Here is a 16,334-nt window from a genome sequence, read left to right on the forward strand (position 1 = left end):
ACGCCGTTCGCGGCCACGTATAATGGCCGCATTCCGCGTTGCCCGCGGCCCGGCTGGGCCCATGCGGCGCTCGTTTCGCCGCCTGTCCGCCCGCTCGCGACGGCCGCGAACCGAACGCGTCCGCACGAGTCCAACCGGCGCGTTTCGCGTCGCCCGACGGTGTCGGGCGAGTGCCCGAAACGCCCGCCGCCTTGCCGTTCAACCCTGCGCGTTTCGCACCGCACTTTCTGCCATCAGCCTGAATCGATCATGCGTCTGTCTTCCCAAGGCCTCAAGTCCCTCGCTTCCTCCATCGCCTTCGGCACCGCCGCGCGCAACGTCGCGCTCGGCGTGATGCTGCCCGTCGCGCTCGCCTCGACCATCGTCGTCGCCGAGGCGAAGCCGGCCGCCAAGGCCAAGGCCGCGCATGCGGCGCCGGCCGCCGAGCAGTCCACCGGCGCGCCCGCGACCTACATGCCGGGCGCGGTGCCGCCGCCGGGCGTGAACGCGCGCTCGTGGGTGCTCGTCGACGCGACGAGCAACACGGTGCTCGCATCGGGCAATGCGGACGAACGCGTCGAGCCGGCGTCGTTGACGAAGCTGATGACGGCGTATCTCGTGTTCGAGGCGCTCGACAAGAAGAAGATCTCGATGGAGCAGATCGTCACGCCGAGCGACGCGGTGCGCCGCGTCGGCCGCGACGAGTCGCGCATGTTCATCGAGGCGAACAAGCCGGTGTCCGTGCATGACCTCGTGTACGGGATGATCATCCAGTCGGGCAACGATGCCGCGATCGCGCTGGCCGAGCTCGTCGGCGGCAGCGAAGGGCAGTTCGTCACGATGATGAACGACGAGGCGGCGCGCCTCGGCATGAAGGGCACGCACTTCGCCGACGTGAACGGCATGCCCGACCCGAACCACTACACGACGGCCGGCGACCTCGCGAGGCTGTCCGCACACCTGATCCGCGATTTTCCGCAGTACTACGGCATCTTCTCGGAGAAGGAATTCAAGTACAACAACATCCGCCAGGGCAACCGCAACCGGCTGCTGTGGCTCGACCCGACGGTCGACGGCCTGAAGACGGGCCATACGCAGGCAGCCGGCTACTGCCTGATCGCGTCGGCCAAGCGCGCGATCCCGGGTGTCGACGGCCAGCGCCGCCTCGTGTCGGTGATGATGGGCGAGCAGAAGGAAAGCGACCGGACGCAGGACAGCATGAAGATGCTGAACTACGGCTACAGCGCGTTCGATTCGGTGCGCCTGTTCAAGGGCGGCCAGGCGATCGCGACGCCGCGCCTCTACAAGGGCAAGGACAACACCGTGCAGGTCGGCGTGAAGGTCGACCAGTGGGCGACGGTGCCGCGCGGCCTCGGCGACAAGGTCAAGACCGAAGTCGACGTCAACGCGCCGCTGATCGCGCCGCTCGCGCAAGGCCAGCAGGTCGGCACCGTGAAGATCGTCGCCGACGGCAAGACGCTGTCCGAATTCCCGGTCGTCGCGCTGCAGGCCGTGCCGGAAGCGGGTATCTTCGGACGTATCTGGGACTCGATCCTGCTGATGTTCAGCAAGAAGAAGTAAGCACGACGGGCCTTTGTTTTCACGACTTCATCCCCATCTGTCATAGCCATGAGCCAAGCCGAATTCGAACCGATCGTCTACCTCAGCGTCTCGTCGCAAGAGGAACTGGTGCCGCTGTCCGAAGCCCGTGTGCCGGTGCTCGACCGCGGGTTCATCTTCGGCGACGGCGTGTATGAAGTCGTCCCCGTGTATGCGCACGACGGCGCGCACGTGCCGTTCCGGATCGAACAGCATCTGGATCGGCTCGCGCGCAGCCTGAAGAAGATCGGCATCGACAGCCCGCACGATGCGGCCGGCTGGCGCGCGCTGATCGAGCGGGTGGTCGCGGCGAACGCCGAAGGCCTCCGCGACGGCAACGTGCTCGTCTACCTGCAGGTCACGCGCGGCGTCGCGAAGCGCGGCCACGCGTTCCCCGCGAACGCGGTGCCGACCGTGTTCGCGATGGCGAGCCCGCTGCGTCTGCCGTCGGAAGAGGAGCGCGCGCGAGGCGTGCGCTGCGTGACGGCCGAGGATCGCCGCTGGCTGCATTGCGACATCAAGTCGATCTCGCTGCTCGGCAACGTATTGATGGCGCAGCATGCGGCCGAACGCGACGCGTTCGAGACGATCCAGTTGCGCGACGAAAACGTGACCGAAGGCTCGTCGTCGAACGTGTGGATCGTGAAGAACGGCGAACTGTTCGCGCCGCCGCGCAGCAACAAGATCCTCGAAGGGATCCGCTACGCGCTGGTCGAGCAACTGGCCGAGGAGTGCGGGATCCGGTTCGTCGCGCGCGAGATCAGCGAGGTCGAACTGCGCACGGCCGACGAGATCATGCTGACGTCGGCCACCAAGGAAATCCTGCCCGTGACGTCGCTCGACGATCTGCCCGTGCAGGGCGGCAAGCCGGGCCCCGTGTTCGCGGCGCTGTATGACGCGTACCAGCGTGCGAAGGCACGCGAGTTTGAACAGTTTGACCTGACCCGGAGGAAGTGATGAGCGAACCGACCAAAACCGTCGAGGTCACCGGCGCGATCGAAACCCGGAAGGAGTCGCTGCTGGAGTTCCCGTGCGATTTCCCGATCAAGATCATGGGCAAGGCGCACCCCGAATTCAAGGACACGATCTTCAAGGTCGTGGCCGTTCACGACAACGAGATCGACGTCGAGAAGATCGAGGAGCGCGCGTCGAGCAGCGGTAATTACACGGGCCTCACGATCACCGTGCGCGCGACGAGCCAGGAGCAGCTCGACAACATCTACCGCGCGCTGACCGGCCATCCGATGGTCAAGGTCGTGCTCTAAGGGCCCGTTCCGACGGCCCGGGGATCAGCGCAAACGGCCGCTGATCCCTTTCCATCCGCCTTCCAGCGCGCACTCGGCGGGGCATTTCCCCGCCGCGCGCCGCGCGTCCAGCTCGTCGCACAGCCGCTTGTATTCGGCGACTTCCTCGAACAGCCAGGTCCGGAACGCCTGCACGCGCGGCGTGTTCAGCAGCGGCGGCGGACACACGAAAAAATAGTGCCACGGGCTCGGCCCGTCGATGTCGAACAGGCGCACGATGCGCCCGTCGAGCAGGTCGTGCACCGCGAGCGAGCGGCGCACCAGCGCGATCCCCTGGCCCTCGATCGCGGCGAGCAGCAGGTTCGACGAATCCTGGTACAGAATCCCCCGTTTCGGCTCGGTCAGCGTATCGAGCCCGGCCGCGTCGAACCATGGCCGCCACAGCTCGTCGTCCGAGCGCAGCAGCGGGTAGTGCGCGAGATCGGCGGGCGTCTGCGGCAGCTTGCCGCCGTTCAGTGTCGGCGCGCAGGCGGGAAAGAACACCTCCTCGAACAGCGGCTCGACGTGAAGCCCCGGATAGCTGCCGAAGCCGAAGCGGATCGCGAGATCGACGTCGTCGCGCGCGAAATCGGTGAGCGAGTTGGTCGACTGCAGCTCGACGTCGATTTCCGGATGCCGCTCGATGAACGTGCCGATGCGCGGCGTGATGAAGCGCGCGGCGAACGACGACAGCATCGACACCACCAGCCGCCGGCTGCGGTCGCTCGCGCGCACGTCGCGCGTCGCGTCGGCGATCACCATCAGCGCGGTGCGGATCTGCTGCGCGTAGCGCATGCCGGCGTCGGTCAGGCACAGCCGCTTGCCGTTGCGCGTGAACAGCTGCACGCCGAGCTCTTCCTCGAGCGCGCGCACCTGATGGCTGACCGCGCCGTGCGTGACGAACAGCTCGTCGGCGGCGCGCGAGAAGTTCTCGTGACGGGCGGCGGCTTCGAACGCGCGAATCGCGTTCAGCGCCGGGAGCTGGCGGAGGTCCATTTGCTAATTTTCCTCACATCGACGTGAAAATTGGTCGTTTGGTCGGGCGCCTTTGAGTGACTACGATTGTAGCCATCGGAGCACTTATTGGCGGAGGCGATCATGCAAGAAATTTCTTCAAGCATCACATTCGAAATTCCCGCGGGCGAGACCGTCCCGATGAAGGTGCAACGCAGCACGCGGCTGATCGTCCAGTGCGGGCCGGTCTGGGCGACGCGCAGCAACGACGTCGACGACTATTTCCTGGTCGACGGCGAGACGCTCAAGCTGCGCCGCGGCGAGCGGCTGTGGCTCAGCGCGGAAGGCCGGGAGGGCGCATGCGTCGCGTTCTCGGTGTCGCGGCCGCCGCGGGAAGTCGCGCTCGGCGGGCTGAGCCGGCTGCGCGAACGCGTCGCCGCGCTGGTCCACGACGGATGGCGCACGGTTTGACCGCCATTTCCTCAGACGGATACTGACCATCCGTCCCTTTCCCCGGCCGGCGAGACCCATGGGTTTTCGGTAAACTACCGCCCATGTCCGTTTCGCCGGTTTCCATCGTGTCCACGCCTGTCGCCGTCTCCCCATCGCCTGCCGGATCGCCGGTTCAGCCGGTCACCGTGCGCTGGCGGGGCAGCGAGGCCTACGAGGCGAGCTTCGACGCGATGCGCGCGTTCACCGACACGCGCACGGCCGACACCGGCGACGAGATCTGGGTGGTCGAGCACCCGCCCGTCTACACGCTCGGCCAGGCCGGCGACCCGGCGCACCTGCTGGTGGCCGACAGCGGCGTGCCGCTCGTGAAGGTCGACCGCGGCGGGCAAATCACTTATCACGGCCCCGGCCAGATCGTCGTCTACCTGCTGCTGGACCTGCGCCGGCGCAAGCTGATGGTGCGTACGCTCGTGACGAAGATCGAGGAGGCCGTGATCGAAACCCTCGCGGCGTATAATCTCGCTTCGGTCCGCAAGGCGGGCGCGCCGGGAATCTACGTGGCATCCGGCGTGCACGAGGGCGCGAAAATCGCGGCCCTTGGCCTGAAGATCCGTAACGGCTGCAGCTATCACGGGCTGAGCCTGAACGTGAAGATGGATCTGCGCCCGTTTCTTGCGATCAACCCGTGCGGCTATGCCGGACTGGAAACCGTCGACATGGCGAGCCTCGAGGTTGCCGCCGACTGGAACGACGTCGCCCACACGCTGGTGGGCCGTCTGATCGCCAACCTCGACGGCGCATCCGCGGCCGCCGACAAGCCGCAGGCACTGGAACAATCGAATGACTGACGTTACCGCTTCTCCCGCACCGGCCGATACGGCCGCGACCCCGGCCTACGATCCGACCGCCAAGCAGAAGGCGCAGGCGAAGACGGCGCGCATCCCGATCAAGGTCATTCCGATCGAAAAGCTGAAGAAGCCCGAGTGGATCCGCGTGAAGGCGGCCACCGGCAGCTCGCGTTTCAACGAGATCAAGACGATCCTGCGCGAGCACAACCTGCACACCGTGTGCGAGGAAGCGAGCTGCCCGAACATCGGCGAATGCTTCGGCAAGGGCACCGCGACGTTCATGATCATGGGCGACAAGTGCACGCGCCGCTGCCCGTTCTGCGACGTCGGCCACGGCCGTCCCGATCCGCTCGACGCGGATGAACCGAAGAACCTCGCACGCACGATCGCCGCGCTGAAGCTCAAGTACGTGGTGATCACGAGCGTCGACCGCGACGACCTGCGCGACGGTGGCGCCGCCCACTTCGTCGAGTGCATCCGCGAAACGCGCGCGCAGTCGCCGGACACGCGCATCGAGATCCTGACGCCGGACTTCCGCGGCCGTCTCGACCGCGCGATCTCGATCCTGAACGCGGCGCCGCCCGACGTGATGAACCACAACCTCGAAACGGTGCCGCGCCTGTACAAGGAAGCGCGCCCGGGTTCGGACTACGCGCACTCGCTGAAGCTTTTGAAGGACTTCAAGGCGCTGCATCCGGACGTCGCGACGAAGTCGGGCCTGATGGTCGGCCTCGGCGAGACGGAAGAGGAAATCCTGCAGGTGATGCGCGACCTGCGCGCGCACGACGTCGACATGCTGACGATCGGCCAGTATCTGCAGCCGTCCGAGCACCATCTACCGGTGCGTGCGTACGTGCATCCGGATACGTTCAAGATGTACGAGGAAGAGGCGTACAAGATGGGCTTCACGCACGCGGCCGTCGGCGCGATGGTGCGGTCGAGCTATCACGCCGATTTGCAGGCGCATGGGGCAGGGGTGGTCTAAACGCCGCGTTTGCCCCCATCCGCAAGACCAGCAGTCCCGAAAGCCCGCAGCGATGCGGGCTTTTTCGTTGGCGCGGCGGTTATCGGCGCATGCGCACGGCAATCGTCACCCGACCGGACGCGCAAGCCGGTCGAGCATGAAAAGCAAAGCTGAAACGGCATCGATAGCTTCGCAGGATAAGTTCGCTTCCGCCGCGCGCAAAGCTCCTATAGTCGGCTCTCCCGCAGCAATGCCCGCATTCCGAAGGAGAGCCGCATGTCCCGTTTCAGCTTCATCCGCCGCGCCGTCGTCGCGCTGACCGCCTTTGCCGCGCTCGGCGCCGCACACGCCGAATCGCGCGAAGTCGTGATCGCGTACCAGGACATGGTCGTGCCGTGGCGCTACGCGCAGGCGAGCGGTGAAGTCGAAAAGGCAACCGGCTACAAGGTCACGTTCCGCAAGCTCGACAGCGGCGCCGACGTGATCCGCGCGCTCGCATCGGGATCCGTGCAGCTCGGCGAAGCCGGTTCGAGCCCGATCGCGGCCGGCCTGTCGCAGGGGCTCGACATCTCGCTGTTCTGGGTGCTCGACAACATCAACGACGCCGAGGCGCTCGTCGCGCGCAATGGCTCGGGCGTGACCAGCGTCGCCGCGCTCAAGGGCAAGAAGATCGGCGTGCCGTTCGTGTCGACGTCGCACTTCCATACGCTCGTTGCGCTGCAGGCCGCGGGCGTGAATCCGAACGACGTGAAGATCGTCAACCTGCGTCCGCCCGAAGTCGCGGCCGCGTGGGCGCGCGGCGACATCGACGCGACTTATATCTGGGATCCGGTGCTCGCGAAGGTCAAGCAGTCGGGCACCGTGCTGACGACGTCGGGCCGGGTTGCGAAAGAAAGCGGCAAGTCGACTTTCGACGGCTTCGTCGTGAGCCGCAAGTTCGCACGCGAGAACCCCGAGTTCGTCACGCGCTTCGTGAAGGTGCTCGCGGCCGCCGATGCCGACTACCGGGCGCATGCCGCGGCATGGAAGGTCGGCTCGCCGCAGGTCGCGGCGGTGGCGAAGGTGTCGGGCGCGAACGCGCAGGACGTGCCGGCCAGTCTCGCGCTCTACGCATTCCCGACGGCGGCCGAGCAGGCTTCGCCGGCGTGGCTCGGCGGCGGCGCGCAATCGGGCGCCGCGAAGTCGCTCGCGGCCACGGCCGCGTTCCTCAAATCGCAAGGCACGATCCAGACGGTGCTCGCCGACTATTCGGCCGGCGTCGATCCGCAGTTCGTGCAGAAGGCCACGCGCTGAGCGCGGCCATTCAGCCCATTCATCGCGGAGCCCTTCGATCATGAGCACGCTGGAAGTCCGCCAGGTATCGGTTGCCTATCCGGGCGAGCGCGGCAGGCCGACGACGCACGCGCTCGCGCGCGTCGACCTGCGCATCGACGCCGGTGAATTCGTCGTCGCGCTCGGTGCGTCCGGATGCGGCAAGACGACGCTGCTGAACTGCATGGCCGGCTTCGTCGCGCCGACGACCGGCGACGTGCGCGTCGACGGCGTGCCGGTCACGGGCCCCGGCGCCGATCGCGGCGTCGTGTTCCAGAAATACGCGCTGCTGCCGTGGCTCGACGTGCTCGACAACGTCGCGCTCGGGCTGCGCTTCGCGCACGTGTCGAAGGCCGAGCGCGAAGCGCGGGCGCGGGAGATGCTCGCGCTGGTCGGGCTCGACGGCCATGCCCATGCGCGCGTGTACGAGCTGTCGGGCGGGATGCAGCAGCGGGTCGGCATCGCGCGTGCGCTCGCGAGCGACCCGCGCGTGCTGCTGATGGACGAGCCGATGGGCGCGCTCGACGCGATGACACGCGGCACGATGCAGGCGCTCGTGCTCGACGTGTGGGCGCGCACCGGCAAGACGGTGTTCTTCATCACGCACGACGTCGAGGAGGCGCTCTTTCTTGCGACGCGTCTCGTCGTGATGACGCCGGGCCCCGGGCGCATCGCCGAAACCTTCGAGCTGCCGTTCGCGCGCCGCTACGTCGAAACGCGCGATGCGCGTGCGGTGAAGTCGTCGCCGGATTTCATCGCATGGCGCGAGCGGCTGATCGCGTATCTGCATCGCGAGGAAGCGGCCGGAGAGGTCGCGTGATGCGCGAATGGGCGCGGCAGGGCGTGGCCGTCGGGCGCGGCCGGAACAGCACTTTGAACAGGCAGGACAGCATGAGCACGCAGGATTCGTGGGCGGCCGATCGCACAGATGTGAGTTTCGAGCAGGACGATCGCACGACGCGGCGTCAGGCGGCGGCGCGCGCCGCGCGCCCATCTCGCCCATCGCACCGTTACCGGTTGCCGGGGCAGGGGAAGACGGTCGGGCTGAGCGCGGCGACGGTCGCGGCGCTGGCCGCGCTGTGGTGGGTCGCGACGCATCGTCAGTGGCTGCCGCCGCTCTTCCTGCCCGCGCCGGAAGCGGTATGGGCGGCGTTCGTCGATGCGTGGCACGGCCGCATCCAGGGCGGCCTGCCGTTGTCCGAGCATTTGCTGTGGAGCGCCGCGCGCGTGTTCGGCGCGTTCCTGTTCGCGACCGCGATCGGCGTGCCGGCCGGCATCCTGATGGGCGTGAGCCGCGTCGCGCGCGGCGTGCTCGATCCGCTGCTGGAGTTCTACCGGCCGCTGCCGCCGCTCGCGTACCTGCCGCTGGTCGTGATCTGGTTCGGCATCGACGAAACGGCGAAGCTCGTCGTGATCTTCCTCGCGTGCTTCGCGCCGATCGCGATGGCCGCGCGCGCCGGCGTGCGCGCAGCGACGATCGAGCAGATCAACGCCGCGTATTCGCTCGGCGGCAGCTTCGCGCAGATCGTGCGCCACGTCGTGCTGCCGGCCGCGCTGCCGGAGATCCTCACGGGGCTGCGGATCGCGATCGGCTTCGGCTGGACGACGCTCGTCGCGGCCGAGATGGTCGCCGCGACGGCCGGACTCGGCCAGATGGTGCTCAACGCATCGAGCTTCCTGCGCACCGACATCGTCGTGATGGGCATCCTGATCATCGGCACGATCGCGTGGCTGTTCGATCTCGCGATGCGGTGGATCGAGCGGCGGATGGTGCCGTGGAAGGGGCGAGGCTGAGCGGGCGTCGAGATCGTCCTCGCGTTCGTCGATCGGATCGCGTTGCCGACGGCAGCATGGCTCGGCGCGGGCTGCGCGTGGCGGCCCGGATGCCGCCCGCCCGACCAGCTGCAGCCGTGCCTTCGGTGGCTGATCCGCCATTCCTCCATATAAAACCCACTCGCGGGCGGCAACTGCTGACTGCCACACCCACAAACAAATTGTCTGTCGGTGCGCGCCAATTCTTCATAAGATAGTTTTATCTCAAACAAAGAAGGCGCGGTGCAGCGCATCGAGGAGACCATACGGATGGACAGGGAACTGTGGCGCCTGAGCGCAACGGAGGTCGTGGCAAACCTGACGCAACGAGAATGCTCGGCCCAGGAGGTCGTCGCGAGCTGTCTTGCGCGGCTCGATGCCGTCAATCCGCAGACCAACGCGGTCGTCGACGTGCTTGCCGACGATGCGATGCAGGCCGCCGCCGACGCGGACGCGCGGATCGCTCGAGGGGCGCGAGTCGGCCCGCTGCACGGGGTGCCCGTGACGGTGAAGGTCAATGTCGACATGGCCGGCCGTGCGACGAGCAATGGCGTCGCCGCCTATCGCGACGTCGTGGCGGTCGCCGACAGCCCGGTCGTCGCGAATCTGCGCAAGGCAGGCGCGATCATCATCGGCCGTACCAATACGCCCGCGTTTTCGCTGCGCTGGTTTACCGACAACGAGCTGTACGGCCGGACGCTGAATCCGTGGGTGCCCGGCGTGACATCCGGCGGATCCAGCGGCGGCGCGGCTGTCGCGGTGGCGACCGGCGTGGGCGCGATCGCGCACGGCAACGATCTGGGCGGCTCGATTCGATATCCGGCGTATGCGTGCGGCGTGGCGGGATTGCGCCCGAGCCAGGGGCGTGTGCCCGCGTTCAATCCGAGTCAGGCGCACGAGCGGACGCCGGCCGTTCAGCTTGCGTCGGTACAGGGGCCGCTTGCACGCACGGTGGCCGATCTGCGCCTCGCGCTGCGGGCGCTCGCCGCGCCGGATCTCAACGATCCCTGGTGGGTGCCGGCGCCGTTGAGTGCCGATGCGGGGCCGACGCGCGTCGCGTTGTGCCGGCAGATGGACGGCATCGAGGCCGATCCGGCGGTGCTCGATGCGCTCGATTTCGCCGCCGGCTGCCTCGATGCGGCCGGCTATTCCGTCGTGCACGCGACGCCGCCGGCGCTGCGGGAAGCGGCCGATCTGTGGCTCGCGTTGACGACGGCGGAAATGGAGGCCGGCATGGGCGGTGCGATCGACGCCTACGGCGACGACGCGGTCCGCGTCGCTTGCGCGAGCATGAGGCATCTCGCGAAGCCGCTCGACATGGTCGGCTACATGAACGCGCTGTCGCGGCGATCGTCGGTGCTGCGCCATTGGCAGATTTTTTTCGCCCGTCACCCGTTGCTGCTGATGCCGGTGTCCTGGCAGCGCCCGTTCCCGATCGATGCGGATCGCTGCGGAGACGACGCGATGCGGGGCATTCTGGATGCGCAAGGCCCGATGCTCGCCACCGCGATTCTCGGCCTACCGGGCCTGTCCGTGCCGGTCGGCGCGGTGGATGGGCTGCCGGTCGGCGTGCAGCTGGTGGCCGGGCGCTTTCAGGAAAGCCGTTGCCTTGCGGCGGGCGAGGTGATCGAGGCGCGTTGCGGCGTGACGACGCCGATCGATCCGCGACGCGGTCCGTTGCACTGAACGGCGCGCAGCGCGGGCGCACGCTGCCGATCGGCATGCGACATCGGCGAGTGCGGTCGTTGCGCCGAGCTGCCCGAGTAGGCGCACACGCTGTCGGAGCGCATGGCGGAGGATGCGTGTCGATCGCGATGTCGCGGTTGGACGGGGAGGCGAAGCGGAAGCGGGCGACGCGCGTAGGACAAGTCAAAGCGCTGCCGCGAAGTGGGCGAACGGTATCGCGCCGCGCCGCGGCGCTCAATCCCCCATCGCGACCCCTTCACGCCGCGGGTCCGCGCCGCCGAACCACACCGTCTGCCCCTGCACGTTCAGCCGCTGGATCCCCTGCAGCCCCGAGTTCATCTCGACGACCCGCACGTCGTGCCCACGGCCCTTCAGCCCGTCGGCCAGCGCGTCCGACACGCGGCCGCGCTCGAGCTGCGTCGGCCCGTTCATCGACCCGAAGTTCGGCAGCGCGATCGCCTGCTGCATCGTCATGCCCCAGTCGAGCACGCCGACCAGCGTCTTCGCGACGTGATTGATGATCGCGGGGCCGCCGGCCGAGCCGACGATCATCGTTACCTGCTGCGTCTTCTTGTCGAATACGAGCTCCGGCGACATCGCGGAGCGCGGCCGCTTGCCGGGCTGCACGCGGTTCGCGACCGGCCGGCCGTTGTCGTTCGACACGAATGAGAAATCGGTGAGCTGATTGTTCAGCATGAAGCCGCGCACCATCAGCCGCGAGCCGAACGCATCCTCGATGCTGGTCGTCATCGACAGCGCCTGCCCGTAGCGGTCGACGATCGCGATATCGGACGTCGACGGCAATTCGGGGCTGCGGTCGTCGGCCGTCGCGAGCGTCGCGCCCTGCGGCGTGCCGGCCTGCGCGACGCCCATGCTCTGGTCGCCGATCAGCCGCGCGCGCTGCGCGAGATAGGTCTTGTCGGTGAGGTTCGCCCAGCTACCGCCCGGCAGCGGCACGAAATCGGGATCGGCCACGTAGCGCGCGCGGTCCGCATACGCGAGGCGCCCGGCTTCGCTGAACAGGTGCGCGGCGAACGGCGTCGGCTCGTAGCCGGTCTCGTTGCGCACCGGCTTCTGCGCGCCGATTTGCTGCCAGTCGGGCATCGCCTCGAGGATGCCGAGCATCTGCGCGATCGCGAGGCCGCCCGACGACGGCGGCGGCATCCCGCATACCACCGAGCGCCGGTAGTCGGCGCACAGCGGCGCGCGCACCTTCGCCTTGTAGCGCGCGAGATCCTGCAGCGATAGCAGGCCCGGGTTGGTCGGGTGCTTGCGCACCTTCGCGACGATGTCGCGCGCGATCGCGCCGGTGTAGAACGCGTTCGCGCCGCGGTCGGCGACCTGGCGCAGCACGGTCGCGAGCGCGGGATTCTTCAGCACCGTGCCGGCGGCCTTCGGCGTGCCGTCCGCATTGTAGAAGTACGCGCGGGCGGCCGGGTCGTTGCTCAGGTACTTGTCGTTCGCGATCAGCATCGCGAGCCGCGGGCTGATCGTGAAGCCGCGCTCGGCCAGCCGAATGGCCGGCTGGAACAGCCGGCGCCACGGCAGCTTGCCGTGCGCGCGGTGCGCGGCGTCGAGCATGCGCAGCACGCCCGGCGTGCCGACCGAGCGCCCGCCGACGACGCCTTCGTAGAAGCCCATCGGCTGGCCGGTCGGCCCGTAGAACAGGCGGTCGGTCGCGGCGGCCGGCGCGGTTTCGCGGCCGTCGTACGCCTGCGTCGTCTTGCCGTCGAAGTACAGCATGAACGCGCCGCCGCCGATGCCCGACGATTGCGGCTCGACCAGCGCGAGCACCATCTGCGTCGCGATGGCCGCGTCGATCGCGGTGCCGCCGGCTTTCAGCATGTCGTAGCCGGCCTGCGTGGCGAGCGGGTTCGCGGCCGCGATCATGAAGTGCTGCGAGGTCCAGCCCGGCTTGTCCGTCCAGCCGGACGACAGTTCGGGCGCGTGAACGCCGGGCAGCGGGACGGCCGCGCCCGAGGCGGCGGCGACCGGGACGACGGCGCCCGACGGCGCGGACGGGGACGTGCAGCCGGCGTTGAACGCGACGAGCGCGACGGCGGCGAGCAGCGTCCAGGGACGCGAATGCGGACGAATCCGGTCGAACATTGAACCCTCGGCAGCAGTGAATTCGAAGGAGACGGCGGCGTCGACGTTGGCGCAACGGCGCTGCCCGCCCCGGCGCGCTATTGTCGCCGCGTGCCCGGCGGATTGTCACCCGACAGGAAACCCTGACGCATCGCGCCGGGCCCGCCCCGGCCGGTCTTTCCGGCCTGTTCGAGGATGAACTCTATGAACGTCGACGTCGCGCGCGTGTGGTGCCGGTTCGGCATGTAGAGCATATACATGTGCGTGCCGAAGATGCTGAGCCGGTACGCGTCGAGCGACGTGACGACCGCGCCGCCCCGGATATCGTCCTGCATCACGTAGTCGGGCACGATGCCGACGCCGATTCCCGCGAGGATCGCCTGCCGCAGGAACAGGAAGTTCTCCGAAATCAGCGTGGGCTCGAGCAGCACCTCGTGGCGCTCGTCGCCGAGATACGCGGCGATCCGGAGTTGCCGGCCCATCACCGTCGCGGTGACGACCGGCGCGGCTGCAAGCGCGCCGAGGCTCGACGGCATCCCGTGCGCAGCCGCGAACGCGGGCGACGCGCACGCGATGTAGCGCACCGCGCCCATGTCGCGTGCGACGAGATTCTGCGGCGGCTCCGACATCACGCGGATCGCGATGTCGACTTCGTCGCGCATCAGATCTTCCACCCGATTCTCGAACACGACGTCGAGCACGATGCCCGGATGCCGCCGCTTGAACGCGAGCAGCCATTCGGACATCACCATCTGCCCGTAGCCGCTCGGCACGGACAACCGCACGCGGCCCTGCAGGTCCTGCCCGAGCGTGGTCACCGATTCCTGCGCGGCGAGCAGTTCGTTGCGGATGCGCCGGCCGTGCTCGTACAGCTTCAGTCCGATCTCGGTCGGCTCCATGCGTCGCGTCGTGCGCCGCACGAGCTGCTGGCCGATCGAGCGCTCGAGCTGGTTCAGCCGGTAGCTGACGTTCGCCCGGCTCATCTTGAGCCGCTGCGCGGCCTTGCTGAGATTGCCGGCGTCGAGGATCTCGACGAGCAGCGTCAGCGCGTTCAGGTCCATGTCTGTCGTCTCATGATCTGCCCCGCTTAACGTTCGGAAAACATTCAGTGTCAAGTCAGACTTGACAGCTTGTAAAGGCCTGCGGGAATTGTCAATGAATCTCGATCAATCGAGAATCGGGTCATGCCTGCTGCATCGACAGCTTCGACAGGAGACGCCATGAATTCCCCCGCTACCCCTCCCACCGGCACGGTCACGCGCGAGCGGCGCGACAAGGTGCTCGTCGTCACGATCGACCATCCGCCCGTCAACGCGCTGTCCGCCGACGTACGGCGCGGCCTCGCCGACGCGATCGACGCCGCGCAGGCCGACGACGCGATCCGCGCGGTGCTGATCGTCGGCGCCGGCCGCAACTTCATCGCGGGCGCCGACATCCGCGAATTCGGCAAGCCGCCCGTGCCGCCGTCGCTGCCCGACGTGTGCGAACGGATCGAATCGGGCGCCAAGCCGGTCGTGGTCGCGCTGCACGGCGCGACGCTCGGCGGCGGGCTCGAGGTCGCGCTGGCCGCGCATTACCGGCTCGCGGTGCCCGGCGCGAAGCTCGGGCTGCCCGAAGTGACGCTCGGCCTGCTGCCCGGCGCGGGCGGCACGCAGCGCGCACCGCGCCTGATCGGCGCGAAGGCCGCGCTCGACCTGATGCTGACGGGCCGCCACGCGAGCGCCGAGGAAGCGCTCGCGCTCGGCCTCGTCGACCGCATCGCGCACAGCGACGACACGCTGGCCGAAGGGCTCGCCTACGCGCAGGAACTCGTGTCGCTCGGCGCCCCCGTGCGCCGCACGCGCGACGCGCAGGGCCTGGCCGACCGCGCGGCCGCGCAGGTCGCGATCGACACGGCGCGCGCGGAACTGCCGAAGAAGTCGCGCGGCCTCTTCTCGCCGGCGAAGATCGTCGACGCGGTCGAGGCCGCGCTCACGCAGTCGTTCGACGCGGGGATGAAGTTCGAACGCAGCCTGTTCCTGCAGTGCATCGACAGCCCGCAGCGCGCGGGCCTCGTGCATGCGTTCTTCGCGGAGCGCGAAGCGGCGAAGGCGCCCGAGGCGCGGCGCGGGAGCGCACGGCCGGTCGAGCGGATCGGCGTGGTCGGCGGCGGCACGATGGGCGCGGGCATCGCGGTCGCGGCGCTCGACGCCGGGCTGCCGGTGACGATGATCGAGCGCGACGAAGCATCGCTCGCGCGCGGCCGGGCGCACGTCGAGAAGGTGTACGACGGCCTCGTCGCGAAAGGGCGGATGACGCCGGCCGCGCATGCGGCGCGGCTCGCGCGCTTCAAGGGCAGCACGTCGTACGACGCGCTCGCGCAGGCCGACGTCGTGATCGAAGCCGTATTCGAGGACATGGCCGTGAAGCAGGCCGTGTTCGCCGAGCTGGCCCGCGTGTGCAAGCCGGGCGCGGTGCTCGCGACCAACACGTCGTATCTCGACATCGACGCGCTCGCCGCGAGCATCGAGCGGCCGGCCGACGTGATCGGCCTGCATTTCTTCTCGCCGGCCAACGTGATGAAGCTGCTCGAGATCGTCGTGCCGGCGCGCGTGAGCGCGGACGTCGTCGCGACCGCGTTCGCGCTTGCGAAGCAGTTGAAGAAGACGCCGGTGCGCGCGGGCGTATGCGACGGCTTCATCGGCAACCGGATCCTCGCCGTCTACCGGACGGCCGCCGACTACCTGATGGAAGACGGCGCGTCGCCGTACCAGATCGATCGCGCGGTGCGCGAGTTCGGCTTCCCGATGGGCCCGTTCCAGGTGGTCGATCTCGCGGGCGGCGACATCGGCTGGGCGACCCGCAAGCGCCGCGCGGCGACGCGCGATCCGAACGCGCGCTACGTGGAGATTTCCGACCGGCTGTGCGAGCGCGGCTGGTTCGGGCAGAAGACCGGCCGCGGCTACTACCTGTATCCGGACGGCGCGCGCGTCGGCACGCCCGATCCGGAAGTCGACGCGATCGTCGCGCAGGAACGCGCGAAGAAGGGCGTCACGCCGCGCATGTTCACCGACGACGAGATCCTGCGCCGCTATCTCGCCGCGATGATCAACGAAGGCGCGAACGTCGTGCACGAGAAGATCGCGCTGCGCCCGCTCGACGTCGACGCGGTGTTCCTGTACGGCTACGGCTTCCCGCGCTATCGCGGCGGCCCGATGCACTACGCGGACACGGTCGGCCTCGCGAACGTGCTCGCCGATATCCGCGCGTTCGCGAAGGAAGATCCGCTGTTCTGGAAGCCGTCGCCGCTGCTCGTCGATCTCGTCGCGCGCGGCGCGGATTTCGCGAGCCTGAACCGCCTCGACTGAACGCCAACCG

The 16,334-nt window shown here is 68.5% G+C and carries 14 protein-coding genes; 11 read left to right on the forward strand and 3 right to left on the reverse strand.

The genetic code is table 11. The features are described 5' to 3' along the window. The first annotated feature begins 249 nt into the window (after positions 1 to 249). Genes HWX09_RS19615 through HWX09_RS19625 form a run of 3 tightly spaced genes read left to right on the forward strand, consistent with a single transcriptional unit; the run spans position 250 to position 2,843 of the window. Complete coding sequence (locus tag HWX09_RS19615) at positions 250 to 1,560, forward strand: D-alanyl-D-alanine carboxypeptidase family protein (protein ID WP_027785548.1); 1,311 nt, start codon at positions 250 to 252, stop codon at positions 1,558 to 1,560. Positions 1,561 to 1,608: 48 nt separating this feature from the next. Beyond that, complete coding sequence (locus HWX09_RS19620; protein WP_027785547.1) at positions 1,609 to 2,535, forward strand: D-amino acid aminotransferase; 927 nt, start codon at positions 1,609 to 1,611, stop codon at positions 2,533 to 2,535. Next, positions 2,535 to 2,843, forward strand: a complete 309-nt coding sequence (locus tag HWX09_RS19625; protein WP_027785546.1) for a YbeD family protein — start codon at positions 2,535 to 2,537, stop codon at positions 2,841 to 2,843. The genes HWX09_RS19620 and HWX09_RS19625 overlap by 1 nt, the downstream gene beginning before the upstream one ends. A 24-nt stretch (positions 2,844 to 2,867) precedes the next feature. Here the strand turns inward: HWX09_RS19625 and HWX09_RS19630 are convergent, their stop codons facing one another. Next, a complete protein-coding gene (locus HWX09_RS19630; protein WP_027785545.1) occupies positions 2,868 to 3,857 on the reverse strand; it encodes a transcriptional regulator GcvA in 990 nt (329 codons plus the stop codon). Between the two features lie 102 nt (positions 3,858 to 3,959). Here HWX09_RS19630 and HWX09_RS19635 point away from each other — a divergent pair, with 102 nt between their 5' ends. The 7 genes from HWX09_RS19635 (at position 3,960) to HWX09_RS19665 (ending at position 10,889) form a co-directional block, all read left to right on the forward strand. Next, positions 3,960 to 4,286 (forward strand): DUF2917 domain-containing protein, encoded by a 327-nt coding sequence (locus HWX09_RS19635; RefSeq protein WP_027785544.1) that lies wholly within the window; start codon positions 3,960 to 3,962, stop codon positions 4,284 to 4,286. An 83-nt stretch (positions 4,287 to 4,369) separates the two neighbouring features. Beyond that, complete coding sequence (gene lipB / locus HWX09_RS19640; RefSeq protein WP_027785543.1) at positions 4,370 to 5,116, forward strand: lipoyl(octanoyl) transferase LipB; 747 nt, start codon at positions 4,370 to 4,372, stop codon at positions 5,114 to 5,116. Further along, positions 5,109 to 6,101 carry a lipoyl synthase gene (gene lipA, locus HWX09_RS19645; RefSeq protein WP_006477693.1) on the forward strand — a complete coding sequence of 331 codons (993 nt, stop codon included), beginning with the start codon at positions 5,109 to 5,111 and terminating at the stop codon, positions 6,099 to 6,101. The genes lipB and lipA overlap by 8 nt, the downstream gene beginning before the upstream one ends. A 255-nt stretch (positions 6,102 to 6,356) precedes the next feature. After that, the gene (gene tauA / locus HWX09_RS19650) at positions 6,357 to 7,373 is read left to right on the forward strand and encodes a taurine ABC transporter substrate-binding protein (protein WP_027785542.1); all 1,017 of its coding nucleotides are present in this window, start codon (positions 6,357 to 6,359) and stop codon (positions 7,371 to 7,373) included. 40 nt (positions 7,374 to 7,413) lie between these two features. Beyond that, positions 7,414 to 8,211 (forward strand): ABC transporter ATP-binding protein, encoded by a 798-nt coding sequence (locus tag HWX09_RS19655; protein WP_027785541.1) that lies wholly within the window; start codon positions 7,414 to 7,416, stop codon positions 8,209 to 8,211. After that, complete coding sequence (locus HWX09_RS19660) at positions 8,211 to 9,185, forward strand: ABC transporter permease subunit (RefSeq protein ID WP_027785540.1); 975 nt, start codon at positions 8,211 to 8,213, stop codon at positions 9,183 to 9,185. Before HWX09_RS19655 ends, HWX09_RS19660 begins: the two co-directional genes overlap by 1 nt. 288 nt (positions 9,186 to 9,473) lie before the next feature. Continuing rightward, positions 9,474 to 10,889: an amidase family protein gene (locus HWX09_RS19665; protein WP_027785539.1), complete on the forward strand. Its 1,416-nt coding sequence runs from the start codon at positions 9,474 to 9,476 to the stop codon at positions 10,887 to 10,889. A 234-nt stretch (positions 10,890 to 11,123) separates the two neighbouring features. On the opposite strand, the gene ggt is transcribed toward HWX09_RS19665, so the two are convergent. Both ggt and HWX09_RS19675 read right to left on the reverse strand, forming a co-directional pair. Next, a complete protein-coding gene (gene ggt, locus HWX09_RS19670) occupies positions 11,124 to 12,998 on the reverse strand; it encodes a gamma-glutamyltransferase (protein ID WP_027785538.1) in 1,875 nt (624 codons plus the stop codon). A gap of 77 nt (positions 12,999 to 13,075) precedes the next feature. Then, complete coding sequence (locus HWX09_RS19675; protein WP_027785537.1) at positions 13,076 to 14,038, reverse strand: LysR family transcriptional regulator; 963 nt, start codon at positions 14,036 to 14,038, stop codon at positions 13,076 to 13,078. A 159-nt stretch (positions 14,039 to 14,197) separates the two neighbouring features. Here HWX09_RS19675 and HWX09_RS19680 point away from each other — a divergent pair, with 159 nt between their 5' ends. Next, positions 14,198 to 16,324 (forward strand): 3-hydroxyacyl-CoA dehydrogenase NAD-binding domain-containing protein, encoded by a 2,127-nt coding sequence (locus HWX09_RS19680; protein ID WP_027785536.1) that lies wholly within the window; start codon positions 14,198 to 14,200, stop codon positions 16,322 to 16,324. Positions 16,325 to 16,334: the final 10 nt, after the last annotated feature.

This window comes from Burkholderia sp. BCC1208, assembly GCF_902833095.1.
Taxonomy (GTDB): Bacteria; Pseudomonadota; Gammaproteobacteria; order Burkholderiales; family Burkholderiaceae; genus Burkholderia.